This is a genomic window from Methylobacillus gramineus (assembly GCF_020532675.1).
Taxonomy (GTDB): Bacteria; Pseudomonadota; Gammaproteobacteria; order Burkholderiales; family Methylophilaceae; genus Methylobacillus; species Methylobacillus gramineus.
Window position 1 is genome coordinate 112,948 of sequence record NZ_JAJAVE010000003.1, and the last position, 17,353, is coordinate 130,300.

The 17,353-nt window shown below is 51.9% G+C and carries 12 protein-coding genes; all 12 read left to right on the plus strand.

Annotation, left to right across the window (positions count from 1 at the left end; translation table 11 throughout):
- Positions 1–120: 120 nt before the first annotated feature.
- The 12 genes from LG201_RS11125 (at position 121) to LG201_RS11180 (ending at position 17,263) form a co-directional block, all read left to right on the plus strand.
- Complete coding sequence (locus LG201_RS11125; RefSeq protein WP_226772275.1) at positions 121–636, plus strand: sigma-70 family RNA polymerase sigma factor; 516 nt, start codon at positions 121–123, stop codon at positions 634–636.
- Positions 633–1,607: a FecR domain-containing protein gene (locus LG201_RS11130; RefSeq protein ID WP_226772276.1), complete on the plus strand. Its 975-nt coding sequence runs from the start codon at positions 633–635 to the stop codon at positions 1,605–1,607. The genes LG201_RS11125 and LG201_RS11130 overlap by 4 nt, the downstream gene beginning before the upstream one ends.
- Before the next feature lie 128 nt (positions 1,608–1,735).
- Entirely contained in the window at positions 1,736–4,234 is a 2,499-nt protein-coding gene (locus tag LG201_RS11135; protein ID WP_226772277.1) for a TonB-dependent siderophore receptor, read from the plus strand.
- A 416-nt stretch (positions 4,235–4,650) separates the two neighbouring features.
- Entirely contained in the window at positions 4,651–5,211 is a 561-nt protein-coding gene (locus LG201_RS11140; RefSeq protein WP_226772278.1) for a sigma-70 family RNA polymerase sigma factor, read from the plus strand.
- Entirely contained in the window at positions 5,211–6,197 is a 987-nt protein-coding gene (locus tag LG201_RS11145) for a FecR family protein (protein WP_226772279.1), read from the plus strand. The genes LG201_RS11140 and LG201_RS11145 overlap by 1 nt, the downstream gene beginning before the upstream one ends.
- Before the next feature lie 231 nt (positions 6,198–6,428).
- Positions 6,429–8,861, plus strand: coding sequence for a TonB-dependent siderophore receptor (locus LG201_RS11150; RefSeq protein ID WP_226772280.1), 2,433 nt, complete (start codon positions 6,429–6,431; stop codon positions 8,859–8,861).
- A gap of 125 nt (positions 8,862–8,986) precedes the next feature.
- The gene (locus LG201_RS11155; protein WP_226772281.1) at positions 8,987–9,523 is read left to right on the plus strand and encodes a sigma-70 family RNA polymerase sigma factor; all 537 of its coding nucleotides are present in this window, start codon (positions 8,987–8,989) and stop codon (positions 9,521–9,523) included.
- Positions 9,523–10,485, plus strand: a complete 963-nt coding sequence (locus tag LG201_RS11160; protein WP_226772282.1) for a FecR family protein — start codon at positions 9,523–9,525, stop codon at positions 10,483–10,485. Before LG201_RS11155 ends, LG201_RS11160 begins: the two co-directional genes overlap by 1 nt.
- Before the next feature lie 79 nt (positions 10,486–10,564).
- Positions 10,565–12,970 (plus strand): TonB-dependent siderophore receptor, encoded by a 2,406-nt coding sequence (locus tag LG201_RS11165; RefSeq protein WP_226772283.1) that lies wholly within the window; start codon positions 10,565–10,567, stop codon positions 12,968–12,970.
- Positions 12,971–13,189: 219 nt separating this feature from the next.
- Positions 13,190–13,714: a sigma-70 family RNA polymerase sigma factor gene (locus tag LG201_RS11170; protein WP_226772284.1), complete on the plus strand. Its 525-nt coding sequence runs from the start codon at positions 13,190–13,192 to the stop codon at positions 13,712–13,714.
- Positions 13,711–14,697 carry a FecR domain-containing protein gene (locus LG201_RS11175; protein WP_226772285.1) on the plus strand — a complete coding sequence of 329 codons (987 nt, stop codon included), beginning with the start codon at positions 13,711–13,713 and terminating at the stop codon, positions 14,695–14,697. Before LG201_RS11170 ends, LG201_RS11175 begins: the two co-directional genes overlap by 4 nt.
- Positions 14,698–14,809: 112 nt before the next feature.
- On the plus strand, positions 14,810–17,263 hold the full coding sequence (locus LG201_RS11180; protein WP_226772286.1) for a TonB-dependent siderophore receptor: 2,454 nt from the start codon (positions 14,810–14,812) through the stop codon (positions 17,261–17,263).
- Positions 17,264–17,353: the final 90 nt, after the last annotated feature.

A 17,353-nucleotide genomic window follows, 5' to 3' on the forward strand; every position in this document is an offset into this window, starting at 1 on the left:
TCCAGTGCTTGTCATTGTTTTTATTGACAATGGTTATTATTTGCATAACCATTCGCTATCTTGTGATTGACCAGTGGTGGTAATAGCTGGTTGCAGCCTAACATTATTGCCTGCTAGCGAATGTCCATACCCGACCACACTGTCTCCCGCAATGCCATCCTTGGGGATCTCTATCAAGCGCATCATAGCTGGCTGGTGAGCTTGTTGCGTCGCAAACTCAGCTGTACCAATCAGGCCGATGATCTTGCGCATGACACGTTTACCCGCATTCTGGCATCCCATAGCGAATTGGCTGGGATCAAGGAACCACGGGCTTTCCTGACGACTGTAGCTAAACGCCTTCTTGCTAATCATTACCAGCGGCAAACCTTGGAGCAGGCCTATCTGCAGGCGCTTGCCATCATGCCTGAACCCCAGGCAATCTCCCCCGAGCAGCGCCTTCTGATCCTGCAAACCCTGCATGAGGTAGACGAGATGCTGGATGGATTGCCAGCTAAGGCACGAAGTGCTTTTCTGCTTTCTCAGCTTGATGGCCTCACCTACGATGAGATTGCCATCCAGCTTGAAATATCAAGCCGGACGGTAAAGCGTTATATGGCATTGGCATTTGAACAATGCCTGCTGGCCATGGTATGAGTCGCGACCTCACCATCCCTGCCCCAAGTCGTGAAGTAATCCGCCAGGCCGCCAAATGGCTGGCATTGTGGCATTCGGGTGAGATGACGGAGGGCGAGCGCCGCAAACTTGCTACTTGGCGTGCAAGCAGCCCGGAACATGAGCAAGCCTGGCATCAGGCCGAACAGCTGGCGCGCAAATTGGCGCATATCCCTTCTGAACTTGGCATGCCCGTGTTGGATCGCAATGAGCGCATCAGTCGCCGGGATTTCATCAAGCCCCTGACATTGCTGATGGTCGCCATGCCTACAGGGATATTGGCCTATCGCCATACTCCCTGGCAGCAGTGGATGGCGGATTACCGTACGGCTACCGGCGAGCTTAGGGAGGTGGTGCTGGATGATGGCACCCGCATCTTGCTCAACACCGCCAGTGCCATTGATGTGGATTTTAGTGGCGATTTACGACAAGTCAGGCTGCTGGCGGGAGAAATCCTGATCCAGACTGCCCCGGACAACGCACGGGTGCATAGGCCATTTGTGGTGGATACGCCAGAAGGACGTTTACGCGCATTGGGTACGCGGTTTACGGTCAGGCAGCAAGATGGGGTGACCAAGCTTGCTGTGATGGAAGGCGCTGTGGAAGCCAGTCCAGCCCTGGATATCTCCAGGGCCAGCATCCTTCATGCGGGCAGGCAATCCAGTTTATCCGCCAATGAAGTTCACGCAATCCAGCCTCTGGATGACAAACATATTGCCTGGGCGGACGGCATACTCTATGTCGATAAAATGCCGCTGCATGCATTCATCTCCGAGCTTGGCCGTTATCGGCCCGGGGTCTTGCGTTGTGCGCCTGAAGTGGCACACCTCGAAGTGTCTGGCGTTTTCCAGCTGAATGATACGGATCGTATCCTGGCTGCCTTGCACAACACCTTGCCTGTGCAGTTGAAGTGGCGTACCCGGTATTGGGTGACGATTGCTGGCAGAGAGTAGCGTCTGTCCGGTTTCGCTGTATTCCCGCTTGCTACCCAGATAAAAGATTCTGATACTTTGTCCCCTTTTTTGCGCTCGCCTGACATTGGGAATGTAAACACGACAAAACCAATGAACAGGGATGATCTATGCAAGAACGCAACAACACACAGGCTTACCAGCTCAAGGGCAGCATGATCGCCTTGCGGCTGGTATTTGGGGTCCTGGCCACAGGGACAATGGGCATGCAGGTATATGCCGCTGAACCATCCGCGATAAGCAGCAAGCAGCAGTACAATATTCCCGCAGGACCGCTAGATAAAGCACTGGCTAGCTTCGCTGGTCGGAGTGGCGTTAATCTCTCGCTGGATCCTGCATTGACCAGCGGGTTGCAGAGTGAGGGCTTACAAGGGTCTTATGGCCTCAAGGACGGCTTCAGCCGCTTGTTGACAGGAAGTGGTCTTGAGGCGGTTGTAGATGATAACGCCAACTGGAAGCTGCGCAAGGCAACTACCCTCAACAGCCCTGCTAGCAATACCAAATCCAGTGCCACCTTGCCCGAAGTTGGCGTGGTGGCTGCCAGGAGCCGAGAATCAAAAGCCATGACGGAAGGCAGCCAATCCTATGCTGCGCGGGCTGTGACTATCGGCAAGGGAGAGCAATCCCTGAGAGATGTGCCACAGTCTGTCAGCGTGGTGACGCGCCAGCGTATGGACGAGCAGAACCTGACGTCCCTGGATAGCGTATTAACCCAGACAACTGGTGTGACGCGTGAATTCCGCAATTATGGACATTCTGTCTACTATTCACGCGGATTTGAAATTAGCAGTTTCATGACCGATGGCGTGCCCATGGGATATTACGGCGGTTTGGGCATTGCGCCGGATACCGCCATTTTTGACCGTGTGGAAGTCTTGCGTGGTGCCCCAGGCTTGCTGATTGGGAATGGTGACCCGGGCGGCACGGTGAATTTTGTGCGTAAACGGCCCCTGGCTGAAAAGCAGGTTCAATTGACCGCACGGGCTGGCAGCTGGGATTACTACCGCCTGGATGGGGATATCACCGGGCCGATCAACGAAAGTGGGACCTTGCGTGGGCGATTGGTCGCGGGCTATGAGGATCGCCATTACTCCTATGATGAAGCCAAGACCCGGCTGCCTTTGTTCTACGGCATCCTTGAGGCCGATCTGGGTGAGCATACAGTAGCCGCAGCTGGTATCCGCTATCAGCATTTCAAGCAGGATGGCGGGCGCTGGGCTGGTGGTTTGCCGGTGACCACTGATGGCAGCCATATAAAACTGCCGCGTTCTACCGCCTTTGGACCAAGCTGGACCTGGTTTGAGAGCGAAGTCAAAGAGGTATTCGGGGATGTGACGCATCATTTCAATGATGACTGGTCGGTCAAGGTGAGTGGCACGTATCAAAGTAGCAATCGCCAGGATGCAACGATGATGACGAACGGCAATGTCAACCCGGCGACGCTCAGCGGGTTTGAATTGACGGGTATTGCATTTGAAGACACGCAATATCGTCGCAAGGGGGTGGATGCCCAGGTGCAGGGCAAGTTTGATGCCTGGGGCCAACAGCATACGCTCTTTGTCGGGGCTAACTGGCAAAAAAGTACCGTCCCTTCATCCAAGTCAGCAGAGAGCCTCTACAGCACGCCGGTTGCGGTCAATCTCAATGCGATTAATCTGTCTGCGCTCCCAAGACTGTATCGCGGTGCGTATAGCAATTACTCGGATCAAGAGACCACGCAGGGGATATACGGCAACCTGAAGCTGCAGTTGCTTGAACCGTTGAAAGTGATTCTGGGTGGCCGCGTAAGCTGGTATGACTTCAATAACTCGGGGGGTAGCGCGTATAAACAGACACATGAAGTAACGCCGTATGCCGCTGTAATCTGGCGGCTGAATGAGCAATGGTCCTTGTATGGCAGTTATACCGATATTTTCCGCCCACAAAGTCAGTCATTCACGGCAAGTGGCAACCCGCTCAAGCCCGCCATGGGCAGCAATTATGAGGCGGGCATCAAGGGCGAGCTGAACGATGGCAAGTTGAATACATCATTCTCCGTGTTCCGTATCGTCATGGATGATCTGGCACAAATAGATCCGAACAACCCAACCATATGTCCAGGTGCTCCAGTATCAGGCGGTTGCTCCATCAATGGTGGCAAGGTCAAAAGCCAGGGGTTTGACGCCGAGATCAATGGCGAAATCCTGCCGCGTGTGCAATTGTTTACCGGGTATACCTATAACGCCACCAAAACTGTCCGGGATAGGGATGCGAACGGTATCCCTACTCTGGATGAAGGCAGGCCCTATAACAGTGCTTTCAATCCGAGGCATTTACTACGTAGCTGGGCGACCTATCGATTACCTGGAAGCTTGGACAAGGTCACTCTAGGTGGTGGTGTCACCATCCAGAGCGAGCTTTCTGCAGATACATACTGGGGTGAGGACATCCCTCGTCGTCAAGGCGGATATAGTGTGTGGAATGTGCATGCAAGCTATCGTGTTGATGAGCACTGGACCGCGTCACTGAATATCAACAACCTATTCGACAGGCGCTATTACACCAATGCAGCTGGCATGTGGTATGGCGAACCACAAAGCGCCATGCTGACAGTTCGCGGCACTTTCTGAGTATAACCATGTGAATAAAAAAGCCCTCGCAAGAGGGCTTTTTCATGCTCGTTTTAAAATTGATCCGTGGTGATATTCGCGTATTGATAGCAGCAATGAAAAGGCCCCGAAAGTTCGGGGCCGGGCAGCCGGGGTGTATCGTAATCTTCGGGGGGATGGATGATATAACCAAGCTACGAGTTCATCTTAGATGGGATTTATGAAGAGTTCGTGTTGAGAAAATGATGATAGTGTGACAAATGAAATAATGGCGGCACACTGCCTTGATGAATCTCAGCGTAATACTTCCAACCGGTATCATCTTTTTTGAATATGATGAGAATATTATTGACAATGATTCTTATTTAACAGACGATAGCACTTATGCATTCTTGGCACATACTTTCTCCGCCAATGATGTCCTTCACAGGCTGGCAATGTTGCCAGCCTTCTTTTTGTCTGGTTGGAGCAGTATCCTGATGGGCCATGATTCATTATCACGCCGGAACCTGCTGAGTGAATGGTATAGCAGTCACCATTCCTGGCTGGTGAGCTGGTTACGACGAAAAATGGATGGCTCGCAGCAAGCCGATGATCTGGCACAGGATACGTTTATCCGGGTTTTCAAGTCACAGCAATTGGAACAGGTAGTAGAGCCGCGCGCTTTTCTCACGGTAGTGGCCAAGCGTGAACTCTATAACTTCTGGCGGCGGCGCGAGCTGGAGACTGCTTATCTGGATGCGCTGTCCCATATGCCGGAACATCTGGGCTTGTCACAGGAGGACTATGCTGTATTACGCGAGGCCATCCTGATCATAGACCGCCAGCTGGATGGCCTGCCGGAAAAGGTGAAGCAGGCGTTCCTGCTTAATCGGCTGGAAGGCATGACCTATGTGGCGATCAGCCAGGAAATGCATCTTTCCGTGGCCACCATCGAGCGCTATATGAAGCAGGCCATTTTGCATTGTCATCAAGCCCGTTTGCGGGACGTGCCCTGATGTCGGTGCTGCAGAACGAGATTCCGTCATCAGTGATTGAAGCGGCTGTGGACTGGATGGTCAGGCTGGAAGCGGGTGATGTTGATGAAGCCTTGCAGCTGCAATTTCATCAGTGGCTGGAAGCCGATCCAGGCCATCGCACTGCATGGAATGAGATTTCGCAGAGCTTGACTGGTTTTCAGCAGATGCAAAGCCTGGGTTATCAGCACGCCGGACATGCTAGCGCGGTATATCAAGCTATTTCCAATAAAAAAATTTCTACACAGCGTCGTAAGTTTCTACGAGGTGGGATGGCAGTGGTAGTGCTGGGCGCAGGTACTGGGTATCTGGTTAACCGGGTGACTCCGCTCGCCCATTTCAATGCGGACTATGTCACGGGCACCGGCGAACGGCACAGTATGATGCTGGCTGATGGCACACAAGTCCGGTTGAATGCGCGCTCTGCACTGGATGTGGACTTCACGCACACGCAGCGAGTGCTGCGCCTCCACAGTGGCGAATGCTTGCTTGAGGTGGCATCTGATGCCGTGCGTCCATTGTTGCTGCAAACGCCGCATGGCGTGGTGCATGTGGTCAGTGGTTCGCATCTGCTCGCGCTGGTTGCGGCGCAGCAAAGTGTTGTCATGGTGCAGCAGCAGGCAGTGAAGTTGGTCAATACCGAACAGCAGACATTGACGTTAGGGCATGATGAGGCGGCCTGGTTTGATGCAGCGCATGTGCAACGCAAGGTGTCGGATTTCATGGCCCGTTCAGCGTGGATTCATGGCATGTTGGATGTGCGCAACCAGAGTCTTGCGGAAGTGGTGGAGAGTCTACGTGCCTATCATCATGGCTGGATCAGGGTTTCACCCAGAGCTGCCAGCCTGCGGGTGTTTGGCATGTTTCGCCTGGATGATGTCGGACAGGCGTTATATTCCCTGCAGGCGGTATTGCCGATTACCATCAAGCGTTATGGAAATGTCCTGACCATGATTGATCTTCTTTAAATACGCTTGTCAGTGGGTGGTAAAGCATTGATATCAAATAGTGTGAGCATCAGTGATGCAATGTAAGGTGCCAGGCTTTCGTCCGGAATGATATAGCACCCACACTCCTCCGGCTTATCCTTAGTACTTACGCAAAATTGATCAAAAAATGTTAAGAAAAAATGAGGGGTTTTCCTGAGCTTGTTGGACAAAGATATTGAAGTTCAAATTACTATTTCAGGGAACCATCTCATGTCATTCTATTCTTTACGCCCTTGCCTGCTGGCAATGGCGATTGCTTCCGCATTTCCTGCATCCGCTGCAGTGGCAGCTGAACCTGCCACTGCGGTAGTCGTGCAGCAATATGATATTGCGACCGTGGTCTTGGCAGATGCATTAAGCCAGATTGCACAGCGTAGCGGGCAGAACATCGTCGCTGATCCTAAACTGGTCGAGGGTAAACGCGCTGGTGCCGTGCGCGGCAGTTATTCACCGCGGCAGGCGATAGAGCAAGCGCTGGTAGGGACTGGCTTGCAAGTCGTGGCGAATGAGGCAGGCGGCTTTGTTATCCGTACAGGTGCACAAGTGAGTAGCGCGTTGCAGGATAATGCCTTGCCAGAGGTGGCGGTCAAGTCGACTAGCCTGTCAGATGGCACCACAGAGGGCAGCAGCTCCTATACCACGAAGGCGATGAATACTGCGACACGTTTGCCATTATCCATCCGTGAAACACCGCAATCCGTGACCGTCATCACACGCCAGCGCATGGATGACCAGGGCATGCTGAATATCACCGATGCGATCAAGAGCACACCAGGTATCTTCCTGAGTAATACTGATGGTCCGGGACGCCCTAATTTTGTTGCGCGTGGATTTGGTGTAAGCAATATCATGTATGACGGGTCATTGATGCCGTGGTCCTCTTTTGTTCCCAGTGCACAGGCCAATCTGGCGATGTACGACAGGGTTGAAGTGGTACGGGGTGCAACAGGCTTGATGCAAGGCGCGGGGAACCCATCAGCAGCGGTCAACTTGGTGCGCAAGAGGCCGACCAGTGAATTCAAGGCATCGCTGACTGCCTATACTGGTAGTTGGGATAATTACGGCAGCATCCTGGATGTGGGGGGATCATTGAATGATGCTGGTACATTACGCGGACGTACTGTCGTTTCTTTGCAGGATTCAGGTAGCTTCCGGGAAGGCCAAAGCTATGACAATCATCTTTTCTATGCGGTTGGGGAAGCAGATTTAACCGAGAAAACAACGCTTACCGTGGGTGCGTTCTCACAGAAGGACAGTAGCAATGGCACTTGGTGGGGCGGTTTACCGGTTGATCAAAGCGGCAAGCATTTCAATCTCAAGCGTTCCACTTCCCTCGCGGCAAATTGGGAATACCTAGATCAGGAAATGAACAGCGTGTTCGCAATTCTAGAACACCAGTTTAATGATGACTGGAAGATGAAGTTTAATGCCACAAACATATGGTCCAAGATTGATGGGTTGGGCACCTATATGTATAGCGATACTTCTGGTGCAACGGTGGACAGGCAGCACTGGGCATGGCGTGGTCAACAGGATAACAAGGCCTCGAGTTACGACCTGGCAGTCAATGGGAATGTGGACTGGTTTGGGCGTCGACATGAGGTAGTAATCGGGGCCAACCGGAACCAGTTTGATTCCAATCCGCGCGAGTATAGTACTGCTTACATCAGTAATGATGTCAATGTGTACAACTGGAGTCCAAGCAGTCTTGCCAAGCCCAATCTTTCCTATACCGGCACAGGACATACACGTACTAGCCAAGATGGTATTTATGCAACAGCGCGTTTTAATGTGGCTGATCAGCTGAAATTCATATTGGGTGCACGTCTGGATTGGTACGAGTTCGATAACTATCGTGATACCTCTGGTTACAAGGTCACACGCAATGTCACGCGCTATGCGGGCCTGATTTACGATATCAATCGGCAGCATTCGCTGTATGCGAGCTTCACTGATATTTTCAGTCCACAAAGCAGTGTTGCCAGGAGCGGCAACGTACTTAGACCGATTGACGGCGAGAATTATGAAATCGGTCTTAAAGGTGAATATTTTGAAGGCACACTCAATACCAGCATTGCCCTGTTCCAGATAGACCAGAACAATCGTGCAAGATTGGTCAGGGATGTGAGCCAATGTCTGGTCGGTGCCAGCTGCTATGAGGCATCAGGTGAGGTGCGTAGCCGGGGTGTAGATATGGAACTGCAAGGAGCTCTGCGTCCTAACTGGCAAGTGGGAGCGGGATATACCTATACCAATACCGAGTACATCAAGGATAATTCTTATGAGAAAGGCGACCGCTTTGATACGAAGTTGCCTGAGCATATGTTCAAATTGACGACCATGTATCATCTGCTTGGCGACCTTGAGCAGTGGCGTGTTGGGGCGAATGTGTACCAGCAAAGCCGAATGCATGTGTCGGCATCTGAAGCTGGTTCGGTTGCTACGGTGCAACAAAAGGCCTACGCCGTTCTTGATGTGATCGTGGGATATAAAGTCAGTCCCAAGCTTGATCTGCAGCTCAATATCAACAACCTGCTCGACAAGCATTATTACCGTAGCATTGCCAATGGTGTGGCATGGGGGCCAACCGATGTGTACGGTGAACCTCGTAGTGCCAGGCTGACTGCCCGCTATACATTCTAATTCCCTGTCTTGCTAAGACCTACCCTCTCGTGTGAAAACGGGTGGGTGGATTTCTATTGCTTAATCTGTGTCTCAGAGAATAAAATGAGAACCATTCTTGTTCATTGAGCATTGCTCCTGCTGCCATGTCCTCGGCAATCCCACCTTCCCACACTGAGCTGTTGCGCACCCTGTATCTTGACCATCAAGGCTGGTTACAGAGTTGGCTACGCCATAAGCTGGGTTGTCGTCACCAAGCGGCTGACTTGTCGCAGGAGACGTTCAGCCGAATATTTTCGGTATCGCGAGTGGACTTGGCGGCATTGAAAACGCCGCGAGCTTATCTCACCACCACGGCAACGCGCTTGATGATCGACCAGGCGCGGCGGCAAAAAGTGGAACAGGCCTATATGGAGGCGTTGGCTTTGTCGCAGGATGGCCTGCATGCCATTTCCCCCGAGCAGCACTTGTTGACCATGGAGGCCCTGACCATGATTGTCGGCATGCTGGATACTATGGCCGAGAAGCCTCGCCAGGCGTTCATGCTCAGCCGGTTGGAGCATCTGACCTATCCTGAAATTGGCACTGTGCTGGGCGTCTCCAGCAGCATGGTCAAGCAGTATATCGCCCAGGCCATGGTGCATTGCCATGACATTGTGCACAGCAATGATGTGTTCGTCTGATGACTTCATCCAGCCACATTCCCAGCATTATCGAGCAGGCTGCACAATGGCATGCGCATATGCATTCTGGTCAGGCCAGTGCAGCAGAACAGGAAGAGTTTGAGCAATGGCGCCATGTCGATATGAAGCATGCCGAGGCTTATGCCCGCATGGAAAAGCTCTGGTCAAGTTTTGACCATGTGCAGGATGTCCCAGGTAAGGCCACATTAAATGCCGTAATCAAGCCAGCGCGCCGTAAACGTGTGAAAACGGCAGCCAGCATATTGTCGGTGCTTATTGTGGTCGTGATCGCAGGATTGACGGCGCACACCCAGCCAGCTCGCGTCATGATGGCGGATTACAGCACTGGCATAGGCGAGCAGCGCGTAATCCAACTCGCGGATAGCAGCCTTATTACCTTGGATACCCATAGTGCGGTGAATGTGGATTTCAGCGCCGGGCAACGCCAGGTGGAATTATTGCAAGGCAAAATGCTGATTCAGGTAGCCAAGGACAAGCAACGGCCATTCATCGTTGAAACTGCTGAAGGCATGGCGCGGGCATTGGGCACGCAATATGCCGTCAGGCGGCAGAGGAAGGTGACGCAGGTGACAGTGCTTGAATCCAGCGTGGAAGCATGCAATCTGCAGCGAGCATGTGTGACTCTGCAACCGGGAGATTCAACTCGCCTGCAACAGGAGTTGGCAGTCAGTAAGGCGCAGGTGGATCTCCAGACCGAGATGGCCTGGACACAGTTCAAGCTGGTGGCCGACGATATGCCGCTGGCGGATGTTTTGCGCGAAGTGCAACGCTATCACCGTGGACATTTGTATTTCAATGCAGAAGCGATGGCTCATATCCATGTTTCAGGGGTATTCGCGCTGAATGACACTGCCCGCACCCTCAAGGTGTTGGCAGATACTACCTCGGTCAGCATGACGCAATACACTCCCTGGCTGACCATGATTAAAGTCGATAAATAAAAATATTTCCCATTTACTGTCCCTACTTGAGTCTGGTGCGTCATCAATATTGAATACAACACTCAGGGAGAGTTTTTCAATGCAGTCATTTCATCTCAAGCAGAAACCGGGGGCATTTGCCATACAGGTGCTGCTGGCATGTTCATTCATCGCGTTTGCCTCACAATCGGTATATGCCGACACTGCGATCCAGGCAGAAAGTCTACGTAGCTTCGATATTCCCGCAGGATCGCTCACCAGCGTACTTAACAGTTTTGCCCAGGCAACGGGCGTGGTGTTATCGTTCGACCCCGCATTGACCGCAGGCAAGAGCAGCAATGGTCTCAAGGGCAGCTATACCCTCAAGCAAGGGTTTGATGCACTCTTGCTAAATAGCCGCTTACAAGTGGCACCCACCGCTGATGGCGGTTACACATTGAAAACAGTGCCGACTACCAGCATGCAGGGAAACCCTGCTGTGTTGCCAGAAGTGGCTGTATCAGCCAATGTGGAGGCGGATGCCACCACGGAAAATAGCCAATCCTATACTTCCAACCTGGTATCCATGGGCAAAGGGCAGCAACGTCTACGGGATATCCCACAATCAATCAGCATAGTCACGCGTCAGCGGATTGAAGATCAAAACATGACCACTGTGGCTGAGGCAATGGAACAGACGACAGGTGTGACGGTGGTGAGTTATGGTAGTGGAACTAGCGGCCTCATGATGAGGGGCTACCAGATCCAGGCCATTCAAGTGGACGGTATTGCAGTCAATACCGACCAGGGAACGTGGGGCAACAGCAGCTTTGACCTAGCTACCTATGATCGCGTTGAAGTGTTGCGTGGTGCCGCAGGGTTGCTGCAAGGCGCGGGTGAGCCTGGAGGCACGATTAATCTGGTGCGTAAACGAGCATTGTCAGAGTTTGCCATCAAGACGAATTTCCTCGCTGGTTCCTGGGATACCTACCGTGGAGAGTTTGATGTCACGGGTGCTCTGGATGGCGAAGGCAGATTACGCGGAAGATTGGTGGCTATGTATGATGATCGTGGGTCATTCATTAACCATGTTAACTCGCGTAAACCCCTGCTTTATGGCACTCTCGAATATGACCTGGCCCCGCGTACCACTCTCTCAGCAGGCATTACTCTGCAGAGCATGGATGTTGTGCCTACTATCGGCTTGCCAACCTATCTGGATGGTGGCAATCCTACTAATATCAGTCGCTCAACATTTATTGGTGCACGTTGGGACAAAAAAACTGAGCACAGCCAGAGTTATTTTGTTGAGCTGGAGCATAAGTTTGAGACTGGCGGTGAAGCCAAGCTTCGGTTGAGCGCCATGGACAGGGATATGGATGTGGAATTCATCAATGGCAATGGTTATATTAACCGTGCAACTGGTGACTTTGCCACTCGGTCTTTAAGTGCCAAGACACGTTCCCATGATTATGGTGTGGATGCCTATGTGAGCAAGCCCATAGAGATGCTGGGTCGTGAGCATCAATTCATGGCAGGCGTGAACTCGAGAATTTACCGATTCTCGACCAATTATGCCTATGCGGGTGGACCGACACAGAATATTTTCAATCCCAACGATGACATTGCCAAGCCTGAGTTTGTGTTTGATGATCCTAGTATTACCAAGACTACCCAGACCGGTATTTATGGCCGCGCAATTCTGCAGGTGCTGGAGAATACCAAGCTGATACTGGGCGGCAGGCTTAGTAACTGGAAAACGGAAACCAGGGATAATCCACTTGCCTCTGAAAACATCACGCAGAAATTCACGCCTTATACCGGTCTGATTGTTGACTTGAATCAGCAGTTCTCTGTGTATGGCAGTTACAGCGACATCTTCGTGCCGCAAACTTCCCAGAAGGCGGATTTCAGCATATTGAAACCGCGGGTGGGTAAGCAGGGAGAGCTGGGGATCAAAGGTGAGTTTGATCAGGGGCGCCTGAATATGCATGCTGCCATCTTCCGCATCATTGATGAGAACCGTCCTGTCAGTGATCCGAGCAATCCGGATTTCTCCCTGGCCTCAGGTAAGGTTCGCAGTCAGGGATTTGAAAGCGAAATCAGTGGCCGCATCATGCCAAAATGGGACCTGACAGCAGGTTATGCTTATACCGACACCAAGTATCTGGATGCAGAAGAAACGCTGCAAGGCGCTAAATTTGCGCCTAATAATCCCAAGCATTTGTTAAAGGTATGGAACAAATACAAGCTTACTGGAGATTCAACTCAGGGGTGGAGCATCGGTGGAGGATTCAATATCAATAGTGGTATTTATGCGGTTGATAGCGGCACAACCTGGAAACAGGGAGGTTATACACTAGCATCCCTACAGGTTGCTTACCGTATCAACCCACACTGGGATATCAGTTTGACCGGTAATAACTTGTTCGACAAAAAATACTTCTCCAAAGTAGAGGGCTGGACCAGGCAAACTTTCTTTGGTGAGCCACGCAACTTCATGCTGACCTTGCGAGGTAGCTTCTAATTACAAGCGTAGTGAGTATCCATGACCCCTTCCAGAAATAATATGGAGGGGGTTTTGTATTATGCGGGCCACAGATAGGGAGTAGCACGACAGGCAGCCTAGTCTTGAAATGAGGAATGAGACCGGCAGAGCTGAGGGTATTCCGTAAATCATTCTCATTTTTAGATACACAGAATATAATGCTTCTTATTTGCAGACCATCTGCGGATTCCAGAGCGCATGTCCACGTTGCAGTCCAATCTTCCAGACCCCTCCTTGCAAGCTGAGGTGGAACAGCTGTATGCCCACCATCATGGCTGGTTACGTTCGTGGTTACGCAGGCAATTGCATTGCCGAGAAAATGCCGCTGACCTCGCCCATGACACCTTTATCAGAGTGATTGCGGCGCGCAATGCCAAGAGCATATTGGAGCCGCGAGTTTACCTGGCCACGGTGGCTCGGCGTGTCATGGTGGATTATTTTCGGCGCAGTGCATTAGAGCGTGCCTACCTTGACGCGCTGGCTAGTTTGCCAGAGCCGGTACAGATTTCCGTTGAAGAGCGCACGATAGTGATCGAAACCTTGTGTGAGATAGATGCCATGCTGGACGCTCTGGGTGAAAAGCCCCGCCGGGCATTTTTGCTATCACAGCTTGATGGCCTGACGTATCAGGAAATTGCCGAGCGCATGAATCTGTCTGTTAGTTCCATCAAGAAATATATGGCACGCGCTATAGAGCATTGTTTGCTGTTTTCACTGACATGACTGAAACCTTGACCCCTGATCCCCATACTGCGCGCCAGGTGATTCGCGAGGCTTCCCTTTGGTATAGCCAATTATGCTCAGGAGAAGTGTCGATGGAGGAAAAGCTGGCGTGGCAACACTGGCTTGAGCAAGGTTGGGAGCAGCAATGGGCCTGGTCGCGCGTGGAGCATTTGCAGCAGCAATTGTCGGTAGCACCGGGCCAGATGACGCGTCATGTGCTACAGGTCAGCGCCGAGGACATGCATGCCAGGCGCCGGGCCTTGCTCAAAGGACTGGGTATTACGGCAGTTGCTTGTCCCCTTGCCTATCAGGGTTGGCGCACGCCACCATGGCAGGCCGTGCTGGCCGATTACAGCACATCCATTGGCGAGCGCAGGGAATGGCAGTTGGCAGACGGCACTCGCCTTATTCTCAATTCGGATAGTGCTGTGAATATTGTCTTTGATCAGCATCTGCGTATGGTGCAACTGGTCAAAGGTGAAATCTATATAGACACGGGCCACGGTGCTGGGGCGCAGAAGCGGCCGTTTATTGTAAAGACTGCACAGGCTAGCTTGCGCGCATTGGGGACGCAGTTTATGGTCAGGCAGTTTGCAGCATCTACCTGGCTGGGGGTGATGCAGCATGCGGTCGAGGTGAGTCCTGCCAATGGGGGGCCTTTCTACACTGTGTCTGCGGGGCAGCATCTCACGATGAGCCATCATGCCATAGGGTCGTTGCTTGCCTTGACTGGCAATGAAACAAGCTGGCAGCGTGGCATGCTTGTGGTGACCGACTGGCGACTTGAAGACCTGGTTGCAGAGTTGAACCGTTATCGCCGGGGATATTTGCGGTGTGATTTACAGCTAGCAGAGCAACGGATTTCAGGTGCTTTTCCGTTGGAGGATACGGATGTCGCGCTGGAAGCGATCCAGACTGCATTGCCGCAAGTGCAGATTGATTATTTCACTCGTTATTGGGTCACCTTGCGCCCTGTCTCCTGATTATTTCAATAAAACTTAAAACTTTCTATTTGGATTGTCCCTTTCCTGATTTCGTCCGACCAATCCCATGAAGCGATTCATTCTAGGGAAACGAAGTGAAAAGGGAGACGAAATGAAACGGCCATCTAAAGCCATCCATCACCATCAACTGCAGCGCAATATGCTAGGTGCCATACTGGCAACGACCTTCAGCCTTGCCACATTGCCCTTGGGAATGTTCGTATCGCCCGCTATTGCGGCAGAAAGCGAAGCGGTGCGCGCTTACGATATTCCAGCCGGAGCGCTGGGTAGCGCATTGAGCCGCTTTGCCGGGGAGGCGGGCGTGGTGCTGTCGTTCGATGCGGAGCAGGCTAGGCGTCTGGCGACTAAGGGCCTGAAAGGCAATTACAGCGTCAAACGAGGGTTTGACGCGCTGCTGCAAGGCAGCGGCCTACAGGCTGTCGAGGTGCAGCCAGGGCGCTTTACCTTGAAAGCTGTCACGACCAGCCAATTGCAGAAATCGGCAGAAGAGACATTGCCGGAAGTAAGTGTGGCAGCACAGTCAGAGCGCGATGAAATTACTGAAGGCTATTCTTCTTATCGTGCGAAATACACCAGCACTGCGACCAAACTCGCACTATCACCTCGAGAAACCCCGCAAACCGTGACGGTTGTCGGCCGCAAGCAAATGGATGATTTTGGAATGATATCTGTTGATGATGCATTGAAGGCGGCCAGCGGGGTGTTTGTGTACGAGCGGGGTGCGAATGGCAATGACTATTACAGCCGTGGATTCGCCATGCAATCTCAGTACGACGGTATGCTCAATCCAGCAGGTATCAGTGATTCCAATCGAAATCCTCTGATCGACAATGCCTTTCTTGACCGGGTGGAGGTGTTGCAAGGGGCTTCGGGCTTGCTCAACGGCGCAGGTTCTCCTGGCGGTACAATAAACTTGGTACGCAAGCGTCCCACTCAGGAGTTTCAGGCACGGATGGAAGTGCAAGTCGGCTCATGGGATCAGCGCCGCTGGGTAGGCGATGTTTCAGGTCCGCTGACTGAGTCCGGCAAGGTGCGAGGCCGGTTTGTTGCCTTGGTGGATGATGGCAATTCTTTTATCGATTATGCTTTCAATAACAAGCAAGGTGCGTACGGTGTACTTGAAGCAGATATAACGCCAACGACTTTGATAAGTGCCAGTATGCAATACCAGAAAGACCTGGGGCGTCACCACCTGGGTGTGCCATATGCTGCAGATGGCAGTGATGCTGGTCTTAAACGTTCTTCTTTCTTTGGCAATCCCGATAGCCAGAACAATAAGAATTACACGCTGTATACAGTGGGTATTGAGCAAAAGCTGTTTGATGATTGGTTACTGAAAGCCACTTACATGCGGGGTATGACCGATGTTTATCAATCAAAAGACAGCTGGTTGAGTGGCCGGCTCAATCCAGTAACGGGGGCCGGTCTACGCCTATTCCAGAACGTCAAGCTAACGCGAGATATGAAATCGGATGCGCTGGATATATACGCTTCTGGACCAGTGACATTGTTCGGGCGCACGCACGAAGTGACATTCGGCATGAACGGGTCAAAGTTGCGTTCCGAAACCAAGGGAACGGACTATATGTTGGCAGCAACCATTCCTAATGGCTATGAATTTGATCCTAATACCGTGGTAACGCCACTGCCCGGTGGCATGTATGGCAGTGATGAGGTCATTCGGCAACATGGGATGTTTGCGGTGGGAAGATTCAACCTGAGTGATTCACTCAAGCTAATTTTGGGATCGCGCGTTAGCTGGTATCGCTATTCCGACTTGATGGGAACGGGAAGGCAAACGGAAACAGGCGTAGTCACGCCTTATGCCGGGCTGGTTTACGACCTCAATGATAAATATTCGATCTATGCTAGTTATACCGACATTTTCAAACCCCAGGATAATCGCAGCGCCAGTGGCAGCCGTGTGGATCCTGTGGTCGGCATCAATTACGAGGTGGGTATCAAGGGCGAATTGTTGAACAAGCAATTGAATGTAGCGGCAGCGTTTTTCAGGCTCGAGCAAACCAATCTCGCTAGGATCGATACCTCGGTGCTTTTTGATATGGGCAATATTTGCCAAGGGAATTGCTATAAAGCCGCAGACAAGATCGTCAGCGAAGGGATTGAGTTCAACCTGAATGGCGAGGTTAGTGCCGGTTGGAATGTAGCCGCAGGCTACACCTATGTGCACAGCGAATATGGTTCAGGGGAGCAAAAAGGCGATCGTTACATGACGACTCTGCCAAAGCATAGTTTAAGCTTGGCAAGTTACTATCGTATCCCCCGCACTGACTGGAGCATTGGGGGCAATATTCGTGCGTATGGCCGACTGTACAATCAGGATGCAACCGACTATGACATCCAGCGTGGCGGGTTGGCGATCGTTGGGTTGACGGCAAAATACCAGATCAATACAAAAACAGAGCTCAACTTGATTGTGAATAACTTGTTTGACCGTCGTTACTATGCCACTGTAGATAGCCTGAATTACACCACATTTGCAGAGCCGCGTAGAATCATGGCGAACCTGAAATACCAGTTCTGATCGGCTGTGATCTGGTAAGGCCAGGTTTTCCGCTGATCTATTTGCAGGGCGATGGGGATAGGCCAATATCCATCGCTCTGTTGAATTTTA